The organism is Curtobacterium sp. Csp2, assembly GCF_013347165.1.
Genome location: NZ_CP054593.1, coordinates 951,535 through 966,030 on the forward strand (window position 1 = coordinate 951,535; position 14,496 = coordinate 966,030).

The window sequence follows — 14,496 nt, forward strand, 5'->3', positions numbered from 1 at the left end:
CCGCCCGGCACCAGGACGCGCGCATCGGGGGACCGGCGATCCCTGGTTCCGGGCCGCGGGACGGAGGAGCATGGGCGCATGGACCGCCACGCCCTCGCCGACTTCCTGCGTCGCCGCCGCGAGCTGCTCCGGCCCGAGGACGTCGGGCTCGGCGCGGGGGCCCGGCGCCGCACGCCCGGGCTGCGGCGCGAGGAGGTCGCCGCCCTCGCGGGCATGAGCGTCGACTACTACACGCGGCTCGAACAGCAGCGCGGGCCGCAGCCGTCCGAGCAGATGGTCGCGGCCATCGCGCGGGCGCTCCGGTGCAGCCTCGACGAGCGCGACCACCTGTTCCACCTCGCCGGCCACACCGCGCCGGTCCGGATGCACCGCGCCGACCACGTCGACCCCGCGATCCTCCGGGTGCTCGACCGGCTCGAGGACACCCCCGCGATCGTGGTGAGCGACCTCGGCGAGACCCTCGTCGAGAACCGGCTCGCCAAGGCGTTGCTCGGCGGGTCGGTCGACCTGCCCGGCAACGAGCGCTACCAGGCGTGGCGGTGGTTCGTCACCGGCACCGAGCCGGCGAAGTACGCACCCGAGCAGCACGAGCGCCTGGGCCGGGTGGTCGTCGCGTCCCTGCGGGCGGCCGTCGGGCTCGCCGGGCCCGGGGATCGCCGCGCGACCGAGCTCGTCGCCGAGCTGCAGCGCCGGAGCCCCGCGTTCGCCGAGGTCTGGGAGCGGCACGAGGTCGTGACGCGGTGGTCGGACAACAAGACGATCGTGCAGCCCGAACTCGGACGAATCACGGTCGACTGCCAGGTCCTGCACACGGACGACCAGGCGCAGGCCCTGCTGCTGTTCACCGCGCCCCCCGGGAGCGAGGACGCCCAGAAGCTCGAGCTCCTGGGCGTCCTCGGACAGCAGACCTTCGCTAGCTGACGGACGCCGATCCCGACGCCGAGCCTGACCCCGAGCGCGTGACCGCCGGCAGCGACGACCCGAGCGACTCCAGCTGCTGCTGCAGCGTGCTCCCGTACCGTCCGTCGATCGCGCGCCGCAGGAACGTGCGCAGCTCGCGGTCCACCGGCGCGCGCTTCCCGGCCTCGACCGCCGTGATCCGCTTCGCGACCGCGGCGGGCCAGGCGCCCGTGCCGTCCTGCTGGACGTCCCGCAGCAGGGTCTGTGCCGTCGTGCCGTACGTGCCCGCCGTCACATCGCGTTCGACGGTCGCGAGCGCGTCGTGCCGCTCGGCCTTCGTCCGGTGGTGCTCGGCTGCACGGAGCGCCGTCCGGAGCGACGTCGGCGGTGCGTGCTCGATGCGCCGCAGGTCGGTCCGCTCGACCGACGTCAGCCGGTGCGCGGCGGATCCGGCAGCAGCAGAGGCCGACGACGACGGGGTGCCGGTGTCGGCGTTCGCGATCTCGACCCCGCCGACCGCTGCGGCGCAGACGCCGACGGCCGCCGCGACGACGAGCAGGCTCCGGCCCCGAGAGGTGGTGGTGCGCATGGTGGGTCCTTCCTCGACCTGCGGACCGGGCCTTCCCCGCTCCGACACGTCGATGGTCGGGCGCGCGTGCACGGCCGAGGTCAGGCCCGTGTTCGGGTCCTGTACGGACCCGCACGCACCGCGGTCCGGCCGCTGCCGATCTCCGGACTCGGCGGGCGATCATCGTCCGCATGGGAACGCTGCAGGGACTGGTGGTCGTCGCCGAGGACGAACCCGCCATCGCCGACGTCGAGCGGCTCTACCTGCAGGACGCCGGGTTCACGGTGACGGTGGTCCGGGACGGCCAGGACGCGCTCGCGCTCATCCGCCGTGCCGCACCCGTGGCCGCCGTCGTGGACATCGGGCTGCCCGGGCTCGACGGCATCGCCGTGGTCCGCGCCCTCCGCGAGGCGGACGACTGGACGCCGGTCGTCCTCGTCACGGCGCGCGACGCCGAGGTCGACAGGGTCCTCGGCATCGAGCTCGGCGCCGACGACTACGTCACGAAGCCGTTCTCCGGACGGGAGCTCGCCGCACGCGTCCGCGGGCTCGTGCGTCGGTCGTCCGTGCGGGCGGCGCCGGTCCTCGACGCGGGGCGGCTCCGGATCGACCGCGACCGCCGGACGGTGACCGCCGACGGCGCGCCGGTCGCCCTGACGGCGACGGAGTTCGACCTCCTCGCGCACCTCGCGGCCGAGCCCGGACGGGTGTTCGAGCGGGCACAGCTGCTCAGCGCCGTGTGGGGGGTCGCGGACTTCAGCGGGACGCGCACGGTCGACGTGCACGTCGCGCAGCTGCGCGGGAAGCTCGGCGACGCCGCGGGCCTGCGCACCGTCCGCGGCGTCGGCTACGCCTTCGATCCGTACGCGCAGCCGTGACCGACCCAGCAGCCGTGACCGACCCAGCAGCCGTGACCGACCCAGCAGCCGTGACCGACCCGGCAACCGTGACCGACCCCGCAACCGTGACCGACACGGCAGCCCGGACGCACCGGTCGCCACGGCGTCGTGGCAGCCTGACCGGCCGCACGGTCGCGACGACGGTCGCGGTCGCCGTGATCGCCGCCCTCGCGGTCGCCGTCGTCGCCTTCCAGCTCCTCCGGCAGGAGTCCATCGGCCAGACCCGGCTCGTGCTGCGCTCGTCGGCGCAGGCCGTCGCGGTCGCCCCGTCGGACGAGCGAGCCGCCTTCGCGGCCCGCATCGAGCGGCGCAGCGGTCACCGGATCGACGTGGGGTTCGGCGGGGACGGCGAGGTCGTGCAGCTCGCCACGCCCCTGCCGGCCGGCCTGGAGGCACGGCTCGCCACCGCCACGCGGCTGTCCGTCCGGCAGACGGACGGGTGGCGCACGCTGCTCGTCGAGGCGGTCCCGGCCCGCGGCGGCGGCTCGGTGGTCGCGGTGGAGGACGTCTCGGTGCTGCACCAGGACACCGTCCTGGGCCGGACCGCCGTCGCGCTGCTCGTCGGTGTCCTCGTCGCGGTCGTGCTCGGCATCGGGGTCGCGCGGCTCGTCACCCGCCCGCTCCGGTCCGCGGCCGCGGCCGCCACCCGTCTCGCGGGCGGGGAACGGGGCGTGCACGGAGCACTCCCCGGGGCGACCGCACCCGTCCGCGAGGTCGCGGAGATCGAGCAGGCGCTCGGCGTGCTCGACGCAGAACTCGCCCGGTCCGAGGCCGCCCAGCGGGAGTTCCTGCTCTCGATCTCGCACGAGTTCCGCACACCCCTCGCCGCGGTCCGGGGCTACGCCGACGCGCTCGTCGACGGCCTCGTCCCGGCGGACGACGTCGCCCGGGTCGGCGGTGTCCTGCGTGCCGAGACCGAGCGACTCGACGCCTTCGTGGCCGACCTGCTCGCGCTCGCCCGGACCGAGGCGGACGACTTCCCGGTGCACCCGGTCGACACCGACGCCGTCGTGCTCGCGACCGACGCGGTCACGGCGTGGTCCGGACGCGCGACGACGCTCGGGGTGAGGGTCCGGGTGACGTCATCGGTCCCAGCGGCGCCGCTGCGGTCGGACCCGCAGCGCGTCCGGCAGCTGCTCGACGGCCTGCTCGAGAACGCGCTGCGCGTCGCCCAGGCGGACGGGACGGTCGAGGTCCGGGTCGCAGAACATCCCGACGGGATCGCGTTGACCGTGCTGGACGACGGCCCGGGCATCGACGCCGGGGACCTGCACCGGGCGTTCGTGCGCGGCGCCCTGCGCGACCGGCACCGGTCGGACCGCCCGGTCGGCACCGGGCTCGGGCTCTCCATCGCCGCTCGTCTCGCGGAGCGCCTGGGCGGGACGATCGAGGCCGTGCCGCGCACGACGGGCGCCGAGTTCCGGGTGGTGCTGCCCCGGTCCGTCGGCGGGACCACCCCGCCCCGGACCCCGGCGCGGTAGCACCGCGTCACACTCCTGGCACCTCCCGACCACCCGTGCCTAGGGTGGGGCGGTGAGCACTCCGCGCGTGTACGTCATCCACGAGAACCCCGAGTGGTTCCCGCCGCTCGCCGCCGCCTTCGCAGCCGAGGGCGTCCCGGTGCAGGAGATCCTGCTGACCGAGGGGCAGATCGACCTCGGCGCCGAGCCGGAGCCCGGCGTGTACTGGAGCCGCATGTCGGCCAGCAGCCACACCCGCGGGCACGAGCACAGCAAGGAGTACACCCGTGCCGTGCTCGGCTGGCTCGAGCGTGCCGGTCGCACGGTCGTCGGCGGCAGCCACGTGCTCGAGCTCGAGGTGTCGAAGGTCGCCCAGCACGGGCTGCTGCAGGCCGCGGGCTTCGACGTCCCGCGCACCACCGCCGTCTTCGGCACGGCACCGCTCAAGGAGGCCGCCCGCACCTTCACCGGCGGGCAGGACGTCCCCTTCATCACGAAGCACAACCAGGGCGGCAAGGGCCTCGGCGTCCGCCGGTTCGACTCGCTCGCCGAGTTCGACGCGTACGTCGACAGCCCCGAGTTCGAGGCTCCGGTCGACGGCATCACCCTGCTGCAGGAGTACCTGACGGCCCGCGAGCCGTTCATCACGCGCGCCGAGTTCGTCGGCGGCGAGTTCGTCTACGCGGTGCGGGTCGACACGAGCGCGGGCAGCTTCGAGCTCTGCCCTGCCGACGCGTGCGAGGTCCCCCAGGTCATCGCCGGAGCGGTCTGCGACGTGCCCGGAGTCGAGGCACCCGGCGCTCCCGCGGCGTTCAGCCTCCGCGAGGAGGTCACGGCCGAGCACCCGCTCGTCCAGCGCCTCCGCACGTTCCTGGCCGACCAGGGCATCCAGATCGCGGGCGTCGAGTTCATGGAGACCACCGACGGTCGCACCGTCGTCTACGACATCAACACCAACACGAACTACAACCCCGCCGTCGAGGCGGTCGCGCCGGTCTCCGGACCGCGCGCCATCGCGCGCTTCACGGGCGCGCTCCTCGAGCGCGACCACGCGGTCGCCGCGGTCTGAGACGAACCACCCACCGGCCGGGAGGCACGGTGCGGGCCCGCCCCGTGCCTCCCGTCCGTCCCTCCCCACCAGCAAGGAACCACTCGTGCGATTCGGATACTGGACCCCGCTCTTCGGCGGTTGGCTGCGCAACGTCGAGGACGAGGACATGCCCGTCACCTTCGACTACGTGAAGCGGCTCGCGCAGCGAGCCGAGCGCATCGGCTTCGACCTGACGCTCGTGCCGGAGCTCAACCTCAACGACATCAAGGGGACGGCGGCACCGAGCCTCGAGGCGTGGGCGCTCGCGGCCGCGCTCGCGGCGACGACCGAGCGCCTGGAGATCATGGCCGCGATGCGCCCGGGCTACCACCTGCCGGCCGTGACGGCGAAGCAGGCGGCGACCATCGACGAGATCTCGTGCGGCCGGTTCACGTTCAACGTGGTGAGCGCCTGGTGGGCGGAGGAGGCGCGCCAGTACGGCGGCATCTTCTCGGAGCACGACGACCGGTACGCGCGCACCGAGGAGTTCGTCCAGATCCTCAAGGGGCTGTGGTCGGAGACGCCGTACTCGTTCTCGGGCGAGTACTACGACGTGCAGAACGCGCACCTCGAGCCGAAGCCCCGGGTCACGCCGCGGATCTACGCCGGCGGCGAGAGCGAGGCGGGCAAGAGCTCGATCACGCGCTTCGCCGACGCGTACCTGACACACGGCGGCACGGTCGACGAGCTCCGGACGAAGATCGCCGAGATGCGCCGCCGACGCGAGGACGCCGGAGCAGCGCCGTTCGAGGCGTTCGGCATGGCCGCGTACGTCATCGTGCGCGAGACCGAGGCGGAGGCCCAGGCCGAGCTCGCGCGCATCACCGACGTGCAGCACGGCAAGGCGTACGAGTCGTACCAGGACTTCATCTCGAAGTCGCAGCTCGAGCACGTGCCGTCGCTCGAGGACTACTCGGTGTCGAACCGCGGCCTGCGCCCCGGGTTCGTCGGGACGCCGCAGCAGGTGGCGGACCGGATCCTCGAGTTCGAGGACGCCGGGGTCGACACGCTCCTGCTGCAGTTCTCGCCGCAGGCCGAGGAGATGGAGCGCTTCGGCGAGCAGGTCATCCCGCTCGTCCGTCCGACCAGTGCGTCCGTCTCCCCGTCCGCGTCCGCGTCCGCCTCCGCCGGGTCGGTCGCCTGATGGCGGTCGAGGACGACTGGGCGTTCGAGACCCGGCAGATCCGCGCCGGGTTCAAGGCCGACCCGGGCTTCGGCGGGAACGTGCCGCCGATCGCGCAGACCGCCGCGTTCGTGTACCCGTCGGGCGAGGACGCCGCGGCGCGGTTCCTGCTCGACGCGCCCGGGCACACGTACTCGCGGGTGAACAACCCCTCGGCCGCCGCGCTCGAGCGGCGGATCGCCGACCTCGAGGGCGGGATCGGTGCGCTGGCCCTGGCGTCCGGGCAGGCCGCGACGTCGCTCGCGGTGCTCGGCGTCGCCCGCGCCGGCGACCACGTCGTGTCGAGCGCCTCGCTGTACGGCGCGACGTACACGCTGTTCGCGTCGACGCTCCGCGACCTCGGCATCACCTTCACGTTCGTGCAGGACCCCACCGACCTGTCCGAGTGGGCCGCCGCGGTCCGTCCGGAGACGCGGGCGTTCTTCGGCGAGAGCATCCCGAACCCGCGCGGCGACGTGCTCGACTTCGCCGGGGTGGCCGGCGTCGCGCACGAGGCCGGGGTCCCGCTCATCGTCGACAACACGATCGCGACGCCGTACCTCGTCCGGCCGATCGAGCACGGTGCGGACATCGTCGTGCACTCGGCGACGAAGTACCTCGCCGGGCACGGCAGCGCCATCGCCGGGATCATCGTCGACAGCGGGAACTTCGACTGGGCGGCACACCCGGAGAAGTACCCGCAGCTCACGACGGTCGAACAGTCCGGGTTCGCCGGCACGGCGTTCACCGAGAAGTTCGGTCGGCGGGCCTTCATCCAGCGCACCCGGTCGAAGCTGTCCGCGGACCTCGGCCCCGCGATCGCCCCGTTCAACGCGTTCCTGGTGCTGCAGGGCATCCAGACGCTCTCGCTCCGGATGGACCGGCACGTGTCCAACGCCGCGACCGTTGCGAGCTGGCTGGACGCGCACGACCAGGTCGGCGGCGTGCACTACGCGGGCCTGCCGTCGTCGCCGTGGCACCACCTGCAGCAGCGCTACGTGCCGAAGGGACCGTCGGCGGTGCTGGCGTTCGACCTGGTCGGCGGGCTCGAGGCGGGTCGGCGGTTCGTCGCGGCCCTCGAGCTGTTCGACCACGTCTCGAACATCGGCGACGTGCGCTCGCTCGTCGTGCACCCCGCGTCGACGACCCACGTGCAGATGACCCCGTCGGAGCGAGCGGCTGCGGGCGTCGGGGAGGGGCTGATCCGACTGTCGATCGGGCTCGAACACGTCGACGACGTCCTGGCCGACCTGGAGCGTGGTTTCACCGCAGCGCGCGCGGGATAGGTTGGAGCCATGACCTCGCTGGCCGCTCCGACCCGCGTACGGGTGCGCGCTCCCGGCAAGATCAACGTGTTCCTGTCCGTCGGGGCCCTGCAGGACGACGGCTACCACGACGTCGCGACGGCGTACCAGGCGGTGTCGCTGTACGAGGACGTCACCGCCGAACCCGCCGACGACTTCTCGGTGCGGTTCACCGGCCCGATCGACACGAGCGGGGTCCCGACCGACGAGTCGAACCTCGCGATCCGCGCAGCCCGCCTGGTCGCGGACGCCGCCGGGCACCGCGGCGGGGTCCGGCTGACGATCGACAAGCAGGTCCCGGTCGCCGGCGGCATGGGCGGGGGGTCCGCGGACGCCGCGGCGACCCTGCTCGCGGTGGACACGCTGTGGGGCACGGCGCTCGGCCGTGAGGGGCTGCTGGCGCTGGCCGCACGGCTCGGGGCGGACGTGCCGTTCGCGTTCGCCGGCGGCACGGCCGTCGGCACCGGGCGCGGGGACGAGCTCAGCCCGGCGCTCGCCAAGGGGGAGTTCCACTGGGTGCTCGCGCTGAGCGACGCCGGACTCTCGACCCCGGCCGTGTACCGCGCGCTCGACGCGCACCGGGAGCGCTACCGGGCCGACATCCGGCCGGCGCCGACCACCCCTGTGGTCGAGGCGAACGTGCTCCAGGCGCTCCGCGCGGGGGACCCGGGGCTGCTCGCGGACTGCCTGCACAACGACCTGCAGGCGCCGGCGATGCGGCTCCAGCCGGCGCTCGCGACGACGCTCGAGATCGGCGAGAAGGCGGGGGCGCTCGCGGGCATCGTGTCCGGCAGCGGACCGACCGTGGCCTTCTTGGTCGCCGACCGGGACGCCGCGCTCGAGGTGCAGGTCGAGCTGAGCGCCGCCGGGCTCGTGGCGCTCCGGGCGACCGGCCCTGTGCACGGCGCACGCGTCGTGCACTGACCGTCTGCGCTGCCGCGCGCTCCAGCCGCTGCACCGTCCGGGCGTCAGCCCTTCACGAACTCCGTCATCACGACGCGGCCGGAGCGGAACTGCTGCTCGACGTGGAAGCCGTGCTCGGCCAGGACGGCGGCGGTCTCCGGCTCGATGTTCCGCGCCTTCGGGGTGCCACCGACGAACCACACGGTGTCGATCTCGCCGAGCCGGGCCGGGATGGTGGTCGCGAGGTCACCGTTCTGGTTCCACAGCACACCGCTCTCGGCGCCGATCTTGGTCGCGCCCAGGTCGGTCATGCCGGTGAACGCCCACGGGTACGAGATCCGGATGATGTCGGCGGTGGTCCCCGGGTGTCCGTAGACACTGCCGAACACGACGCCCTCGTTCGCACCGGCACGACCGGCACGCTCGCTCGAGATGATCGACGCGGCGTTCGCCCAGGTGGAGTCCTGCTTGGACTGCGGGCTCTTCACGTACACGGCGGAGGGGATGCCGCCGACCAGGCAGACGGCCACGGCGGCGGCGAGCAGGGCCCGCGGACGGACGAGCGTGACGGCGAGGGCGATGAGGAGCGCCACGAACGGCAGGCTCAGCGACGCGTACTTGGGGGAGTACAGGTGCTTGCCGAGCGCGGTCGCGATGAGCAGCACGCTCGTGGGCAGCACCGCGAGGGGCAGCGCGACGCGGACCGCCTGCGCCCGGACGAGGTCGCGGACGTCGGGGACACGGCGACGCGCGGCGATCAGCGGGACGGCGGTGCCGAGGGCCATGAGGACCCAGGCGACGGCCGCGTACAGGGTGATCCCGCCGAACCAGGCGGTGGAGAACACCTGCGGGAGCGTGCGCTCCCCGATGCCGGAGATCCACGCGACCTGCTTCGACTGGGCCATCACCTCGAGCACGAGGGGCGAGACGAGCAGGGCGGCCCCGGCGGCTGCGACGACCCATCGAACGAGCGTCCGGCGGCTGACGAGCGGTGTCGCGGCGCGGCCGACCCGTTCAGCCCGGCGCTGCGCGGCCACCGTCCACGCGAGGGCGACGGCGTGCGCGACCACGGCGAGCGACAGGTACACGTTGAACGTCACCGAGACGAGCGCCACGACGCCGTACGCCACCCACCAGCGGGTGCGGTGCGTCGTCCGTGTCCGTCGGACCGCGGTCAGGCCCACGAGGGTGAGCAGCACCGCGAGCGTCGTGATGGTCGCGTAGGGGCGGCCCTCGGAACCGGCCCACTGGACCCGGGGCAGGGCGATGAACACCAGTCCGGCCGTGATGCCGAGCCGGCGACCCCCGAGCCGGCGGCCGAGCGCCACGAGGAGTCCGGCGGCCACACCGATGGCGAGGGCGCTCGGGAAACGGAGGGTGAAGGGCGTGTAGCCGACGAGCCAGAACCAGGCGTGGATGAGTGCGTAGTACAGGCCGTGCACCGCGTCGACGTTGTGCAGTTCGGCCCAGAGCTGCGGCCAGCTGCGCTGCGCGCTCGTGACCGTGGCGCCCTCGTCGTACCAGAGCGACGGCACCCAGGCGAAGGCTGCACCGGTGAGGACGCCGATCGCCCCGACCGTGAGCTCGGGCGTCCGGACGACGGCCAGGCCGATCGCCGAGGACGCGGAGCGCAGGCGCGATCGGACCGGCGGGACGCCGACGGTCGCGGGCACACGGATGGTGCCGGTCTGGGGTGGAGTCACGCCCACGACGGTATCCGGGCCGTCTGGACAGGTGCCCCGCACGGGCCCGGCCGTCCGTGAGAGTTCGCGATGCCGTAGGGTGCCGTCCACCATGACGACACTCCGCATCCGTGATGCTGCACGGTACCTCGGCGTCAGCGACGACACCGTCCGACGCCTGGTCGAGGCCGGCACCCTGCCCCGGTCCGAGGACGCCGCCGGGCGCACGGTGGTGCTCGGCAAGGACCTGGCGGCGTACGTCCGCGGACGCGACACGGGGCTCGACGACCCCTCTGGGGTGCGGAGTTCCGCGCGGAACCGCTTCGTGGGGATCGTCACGGACCTGGTCGTCGACGGGGTCGTGGCGCAGGTCGAGCTGCAGGCCGGACCGAACCGGGTGGTGTCCCTGATGACCTCGGAGGCGGTGCGCGACCTCGGGCTCGAGGTCGGGTCCGTCGCGGTCGCGTCGGTCAAGGCGACGATGGTGACGGTCGAGGTGCCCGACCGTCCGGAAGGCGCACGGTGACCGGCGACCCGTCCGGGATGCGCACGCCGATGCGTTCCGACCCGGTGGCGGTCCGTCGGCGGATGACCTCGCGCACCGCGGCGCTCGCCGGGGCAGGGCAGCGCGCGATCGACGCCCTGGCCACGGGCCGGGTGCTCGTCGTCGGGGCCGGTGGGCTCGGCGCACCCGTCCTCACCTACCTGGCCGGTGCCGGGCTCGCGCGGATCACGGTCGTCGACCACGACGTCGTCGACGCCTCGAACCTCGCCCGGCAGACGCTCTTCGCCCTCGCCGACGTCGGACTCCCCAAGGCCGAGGTCGCCGCGGCGCGGGTCCGGGCGGTCGACCCGGTCGCCGACGTTGTCGCGCTCGCGGAGCCCTTCCGCCCGGAGCACGTGGCCGACCACGACGTTGTGGTCGACGCGGCCGACAGGGTCGAGGTCACCCGGGCGGTGTCGGACGCCTGCGCCGCCGCGGGCATCCCGTTCGTCTGGGGCACGGTGCTCGGGTTCGACGGACAGGTCTCGGTGTTCCACGACGCCGCGGACGAGCCGGTCGACTTCCACGACCTGCACCCGGATGCCCTGCCGGACGAGGGGTCCTGCGCGCTCGACGGCGTGCTCCCCGCGCTGTGCGGTGCCGTCGGCGCGGTGATGGCCGCCCAGGTGACGGCCCTGCTGGCCGGACCCCGACCCGGATCGACGGCACCGGACCGACACCTGCTCGGTGCGCCCCTGCTCGGTCGGGTGCTCACGGTGGACGCCCGACGGTGGCGGTGGACGGAGAGCCCGCTGCGGCGCGGTCCGGGCAGCCGTCGTCCGGCGCGGTCGACCGACGTCGAGCCCGAGCGCACCTCGCCGAGCGCCCTGGCCGAGCGGCTCGCCGGTGACGCGGCACCGGTGCTCGTCGACGTCCGCACCGCCGAGGAGCGTGCGACGGGGACGATCGCCGGGGCCGTCACGCCGGACGACCTCGCGGACGACGACCGCCGTCCGGTCGTCGTGGTCTGCGCCTCGGGGCGACGCGCGACCGCGTGGGCGCGGACGGCGATCGCCGCGGGACGGGACGCGGTCGTCCTCGACGGCGGCATCACCGCGTGGCGGTCCGAGGGCCACCCGACGAGCTGAACGCCGCCTCACCCGCAGCTGCGGCTAGGATCGGACCGTGAAGCCGCTCCTGCGTTCCGCTGTCCTGCTCGTCGTCGCAGGTCTCGCCATGACCGGGTGCACCGCGCAACCCGCCACCAGCGGCACGGGTACCGGGACCCCGTCGGCCTCGGCGACGCCCTCCGGCAGCGTCACCGTGTTCGCCGCCGCATCCCTCCAGAAGACCTTCACCGCGCTCGGCGAGCAGTTCGAGGCGGACCACCCCGGCACCACGGTCACGTTCGCGTTCGCGGGGTCGAGCGACCTCGTCAGCCAGGTGCAGAACGGCGCCCCCGCCGACGTGTTCGCCTCCGCCGACCAGGCCAACATGGCGAAGCTCTCGTCGTCGGACCTCGCCACCGGCTGGCCGCGCGACTTCGCCACGAACGTCCTCGAGATCGCGGTCGCCCCGGGCAACCCGAAGGGCATCCGGAGCCTGGCCGACCTCGACCGCGCGGGCGTGCAGCTCGTCACGTGCGCGTCCCCCGTGCCGTGCGGTGCGGCGACGCAGGAGGTCGAGCGGGCCGCCGGCGTGCAGCTCCACCCGGTCAGCGAGGAGCAGTCCGTCACCGACGTGCTCGGCAAGGTCGAGTCCGGCCAGGCCGACGCGGGGCTCGTCTACGTCACCGACGTCCGCGGGGCGGCGGGCAAGGTCGACGGCGTCCCGTTCGACGAGTCGGCCAAGGCCGTCAACACGTACCCGATCGGCGTCCTGCAGGAGTCCACGAACCCGACCACCGCGGCCGCGTTCGCCGCGTACGTCCGGTCCGACGTCGGGCAGCAGGTGCTGGGGCGCGCCGGGTTCGGACGGCCGAGGGGATGACCCGTCGGCGGGAGCACCGCACCCCCGTCCCGTGGTGGCTCCCCGCCCCCGCGGTCCTCGGCGGCCTGTTCGTCGTCGTGCCCGTCCTCACGATGGTCGGTCGTGTCGACTGGGGGTCCTTCGTCGCCCTCGTCACCTCGCCCGCCTCGACGACCGCCCTCGCCCTGAGCCTCGGCACCGCCGCCGTGACCACGGGCATCGCGTTCGTGCTCGGCTACCCCCTGGCCGTCCTGTTCTCCCGCTCGACCGCCCGGTGGGTGGGGGTCCTCCGCGCCCTCGTGCTGCTGCCGCTCGTCCTGCCGCCCGTGGTCGGCGGCCTCGCCCTCCTCGCGGCCTTCGGTCGACTCGGCGTGCTCGGCGCGTTCCTCGATGCGCACGGCCTGCGCATCGCGTTCACCACGACGGCGGTCGTGATGGCGCAGGTGTTCGTCTCGATGCCGTTCCTGGTGTCGAGCGTCGAGGGCGCCCTGCGCGTCGGCGGTGACCGGTACGAGCGGGTCGCGGCCACGCTCGGGGCCGGACCGACCCGCACCTTCCTGACCGTCACGACCCCGCGGGTCCTGCCCGGCATCGTCTCCGGGCTCGTGCTGTGCGGCGCGCGCGCGCTCGGGGAGTTCGGCGCCACCCTGACCTTCGCGGGCAGCCTGCAGGGCGTCACGCGGACCCTCCCGCTCGAGGTCTACCTGCAGCGCGAGGTCGACCCGGACACGGCGGTCGCCCTCGCCCTGGTGCTCGTGGTCGTCGCGGTCGTCGTCATCGGGGTCACGTCGCTCCGCACCCGGACGGTCGTCGCGTGACGGCCCCCGACACCGGTCTGCGCGTCCACGTCGTCGACCGTGACCGCGACGTCGACGTCGCGATCACGGTCGCGCCGGGGGAGTGCGTCGCCCTGGTCGGGCCGAACGGCGCCGGCAAGTCCACCGTCGTCGAGACCGTCGCGGGACTCCTCCGCACCCCGGACAGCACGGTCGCGCTGGNCGACCGCGACCTGACGCGGCTCCCGGCGCACCGCCGGCGCGTCGGGCTGGTCGCCCAGCGCGCCGACCTGTTCCCGCACCTGTCCGTCGTCGACAACGTCGCCTTCGGTCCGCGCGCGGCCGGGACGGGCGGCCGGGAGGCACGACACCGGGCCGTCGCGGCCCTCACCGCGGTCGGCGTGGCCGGGTTGGCCGACCGGGCACCCGGGGCGCTGTCCGGCGGGCAGGCCCAACGCGTCGCGATCGCCCGGGTGCTCGCGACCGACCCGGCGGTCATGCTCCTCGACGAGCCCACCACGGCGCTCGACGTCGACGCCCGCGCCGCCGTCCGCGAGGCCCTCACCACCACACGCGCCGGTCGGCCGACGGTGCTCGTCACGCACGACCCGCTCGAGGCCGTCGCGCTCGCCGACCGGGTCGTGGTGCTGCAGGACGGACGCGTCGTCGAGCAGGGACCCGTCGACGCGGTGCTCCGACACCCCCGGACGCCGTTCGCGGCGTCCTTCTCCGGACTCGCGCTCGTCCGCGGGACGGCCACCGCGGACGGGATCGCACTCGACGGCGGCGGGGCGCTGGCGTCGACGACCGGCACCGTGCCTCCCGGCCGGCCCGTCGTCGCCGCCCTGCACCCGACGGCCGTCCGCATGACGCGGGACGGGGCAGGACCCGCGCGCACCGTGACCGCGCTGGAGCCGCGCGACGGACTCGTGCGCGTGCGCACCGCCGACCTGGTGGCGGACGTGACGGTCGCGACGGCCGCGGGGCTCGGACTGGCGCCGGGCGTCACGGTCCGGCTGTCGGTCGCGCCGGACGAGGTCGCGGTCTACGAGCCGGACGCCTAGCCGCCGGCGAACGGCGGCATGACGTCGACCGTGTCGACGCCCGCGAGCGGTGTCGAGCGGTCGCGGGTGGTGACCCCGTCGACCAGGTAGGAGCAGCGCTCCTGCAGCGCCGTCCAGCGCTCGGCATCGGCGGCGGTGACGGCGCGTAGGGCGTCGTCGAGGGTCGCGGCGGACGTGGTGGTCTCGTCCTGGCCGACCGCGGCGCGGGCCGCCGCGAAGAAGCGGAGGGTCGTCAC

General features: G+C 74.4%; 15 protein-coding genes. 12 read left to right on the forward strand and 3 right to left on the reverse strand.

The features are described 5' to 3' along the window. The first annotated feature begins 78 nt into the window (after nucleotides 1–78). Nucleotides 79–921, forward strand: coding sequence for a helix-turn-helix transcriptional regulator (locus tag HUN59_RS04745; RefSeq protein ID WP_174777666.1), 843 nt, complete (start codon nucleotides 79–81; stop codon nucleotides 919–921). Here HUN59_RS04745 and HUN59_RS04750 read toward each other — a convergent pair. Beyond that, the gene (locus tag HUN59_RS04750; RefSeq protein WP_174777667.1) at nucleotides 914–1,489 is read right to left on the reverse strand and encodes a hypothetical protein; all 576 of its coding nucleotides are present in this window, start codon (nucleotides 1,487–1,489) and stop codon (nucleotides 914–916) included. The genes HUN59_RS04745 and HUN59_RS04750 overlap by 8 nt on opposite strands. 170 nt (nucleotides 1,490–1,659) lie before the next feature. Here HUN59_RS04750 and HUN59_RS04755 point away from each other — a divergent pair, with 170 nt between their 5' ends. From HUN59_RS04755 to HUN59_RS04780, 6 genes are all read left to right on the forward strand, one after another. Beyond that, nucleotides 1,660–2,346, forward strand: a complete 687-nt coding sequence (locus tag HUN59_RS04755; protein WP_174777668.1) for a response regulator transcription factor — start codon at nucleotides 1,660–1,662, stop codon at nucleotides 2,344–2,346. Continuing rightward, on the forward strand, nucleotides 2,343–3,848 hold the full coding sequence (locus HUN59_RS04760; protein WP_174777669.1) for a sensor histidine kinase: 1,506 nt from the start codon (nucleotides 2,343–2,345) through the stop codon (nucleotides 3,846–3,848). Before HUN59_RS04755 ends, HUN59_RS04760 begins: the two co-directional genes overlap by 4 nt. Nucleotides 3,849–3,900: 52 nt before the next feature. Next, nucleotides 3,901–4,896 (forward strand): ATP-grasp domain-containing protein, encoded by a 996-nt coding sequence (locus HUN59_RS04765; RefSeq protein WP_058741192.1) that lies wholly within the window; start codon nucleotides 3,901–3,903, stop codon nucleotides 4,894–4,896. Between the two features lie 85 nt (nucleotides 4,897–4,981). Next, nucleotides 4,982–6,061: an LLM class flavin-dependent oxidoreductase gene (locus HUN59_RS04770; RefSeq protein ID WP_174777670.1), complete on the forward strand. Its 1,080-nt coding sequence runs from the start codon at nucleotides 4,982–4,984 to the stop codon at nucleotides 6,059–6,061. Next, nucleotides 6,061–7,365, forward strand: a complete 1,305-nt coding sequence (locus tag HUN59_RS04775) for an O-acetylhomoserine aminocarboxypropyltransferase/cysteine synthase family protein (RefSeq protein WP_114850523.1) — start codon at nucleotides 6,061–6,063, stop codon at nucleotides 7,363–7,365. Before HUN59_RS04770 ends, HUN59_RS04775 begins: the two co-directional genes overlap by 1 nt. A 9-nt stretch (nucleotides 7,366–7,374) precedes the next feature. After that, nucleotides 7,375–8,307, forward strand: a complete 933-nt coding sequence (locus HUN59_RS04780) for a 4-(cytidine 5'-diphospho)-2-C-methyl-D-erythritol kinase (protein ID WP_058741189.1) — start codon at nucleotides 7,375–7,377, stop codon at nucleotides 8,305–8,307. Between the two features lie 44 nt (nucleotides 8,308–8,351). On the opposite strand, the gene HUN59_RS04785 is transcribed toward HUN59_RS04780, so the two are convergent. Beyond that, nucleotides 8,352–9,989 carry a glycosyltransferase family 39 protein gene (locus tag HUN59_RS04785; protein ID WP_174777671.1) on the reverse strand — a complete coding sequence of 546 codons (1,638 nt, stop codon included), beginning with the start codon at nucleotides 9,987–9,989 and terminating at the stop codon, nucleotides 8,352–8,354. Between the two features lie 91 nt (nucleotides 9,990–10,080). Here HUN59_RS04785 and HUN59_RS04790 point away from each other — a divergent pair, with 91 nt between their 5' ends. The 5 genes from HUN59_RS04790 (at nucleotide 10,081) to HUN59_RS04810 (ending at nucleotide 14,260) form a co-directional block, all read left to right on the forward strand. Continuing rightward, nucleotides 10,081–10,494, forward strand: coding sequence for a TOBE domain-containing protein (locus tag HUN59_RS04790; RefSeq protein ID WP_174777672.1), 414 nt, complete (start codon nucleotides 10,081–10,083; stop codon nucleotides 10,492–10,494). A gap of 62 nt (nucleotides 10,495–10,556) precedes the next feature. Then, nucleotides 10,557–11,600, forward strand: a complete 1,044-nt coding sequence (locus tag HUN59_RS04795; protein ID WP_174777673.1) for a HesA/MoeB/ThiF family protein — start codon at nucleotides 10,557–10,559, stop codon at nucleotides 11,598–11,600. Nucleotides 11,601–11,688: 88 nt separating this feature from the next. Beyond that, nucleotides 11,689–12,441, forward strand: coding sequence for a molybdate ABC transporter substrate-binding protein (gene modA / locus HUN59_RS04800; RefSeq protein ID WP_174779373.1), 753 nt, complete (start codon nucleotides 11,689–11,691; stop codon nucleotides 12,439–12,441). Further along, the gene (locus HUN59_RS04805; RefSeq protein ID WP_174777674.1) at nucleotides 12,438–13,238 is read left to right on the forward strand and encodes an ABC transporter permease; all 801 of its coding nucleotides are present in this window, start codon (nucleotides 12,438–12,440) and stop codon (nucleotides 13,236–13,238) included. Before modA ends, HUN59_RS04805 begins: the two co-directional genes overlap by 4 nt. Next, nucleotides 13,235–14,260 carry an ABC transporter ATP-binding protein gene (locus HUN59_RS04810; protein WP_254629994.1) on the forward strand — a complete coding sequence of 342 codons (1,026 nt, stop codon included), beginning with the start codon at nucleotides 13,235–13,237 and terminating at the stop codon, nucleotides 14,258–14,260. The genes HUN59_RS04805 and HUN59_RS04810 overlap by 4 nt, the downstream gene beginning before the upstream one ends. Here HUN59_RS04810 and HUN59_RS04815 read toward each other — a convergent pair. After that, nucleotides 14,257–14,496 (reverse strand): MoaD/ThiS family protein, encoded by a 240-nt coding sequence (locus HUN59_RS04815; protein WP_241490121.1) that lies wholly within the window; start codon nucleotides 14,494–14,496, stop codon nucleotides 14,257–14,259. The genes HUN59_RS04810 and HUN59_RS04815 overlap by 4 nt on opposite strands.

Excerpts from the sequence above, each read along its gene's own strand:
- HUN59_RS04755 (WP_174777668.1), top strand. The coding sequence starts at position 1,660 with ATGGGAACGCTGCAGGGACTGGTGGTCGTCGCCGAGGACGAACCCGCC.
- HUN59_RS04805 (WP_174777674.1), top strand. The coding sequence starts at position 12,438 with ATGACCCGTCGGCGGGAGCACCGCACCCCCGTCCCGTGGTGGCTCCCC.
- modA (WP_174779373.1), top strand. The coding sequence starts at position 11,689 with ATGACCGGGTGCACCGCGCAACCCGCCACCAGCGGCACGGGTACCGGG.
- HUN59_RS04750 (WP_174777667.1), bottom strand. The coding sequence starts at position 1,489 with ATGCGCACCACCACCTCTCGGGGCCGGAGCCTGCTCGTCGTCGCGGCG.
- HUN59_RS04780 (WP_058741189.1), top strand. The coding sequence starts at position 7,375 with ATGACCTCGCTGGCCGCTCCGACCCGCGTACGGGTGCGCGCTCCCGGC.
- HUN59_RS04745 (WP_174777666.1), top strand. The coding sequence starts at position 79 with ATGGACCGCCACGCCCTCGCCGACTTCCTGCGTCGCCGCCGCGAGCTG.
- HUN59_RS04795 (WP_174777673.1), top strand. The coding sequence starts at position 10,557 with ATGACCTCGCGCACCGCGGCGCTCGCCGGGGCAGGGCAGCGCGCGATC.
- HUN59_RS04790 (WP_174777672.1), top strand. The coding sequence starts at position 10,081 with ATGACGACACTCCGCATCCGTGATGCTGCACGGTACCTCGGCGTCAGC.
- HUN59_RS04775 (WP_114850523.1), top strand. The coding sequence starts at position 6,061 with ATGGCGGTCGAGGACGACTGGGCGTTCGAGACCCGGCAGATCCGCGCC.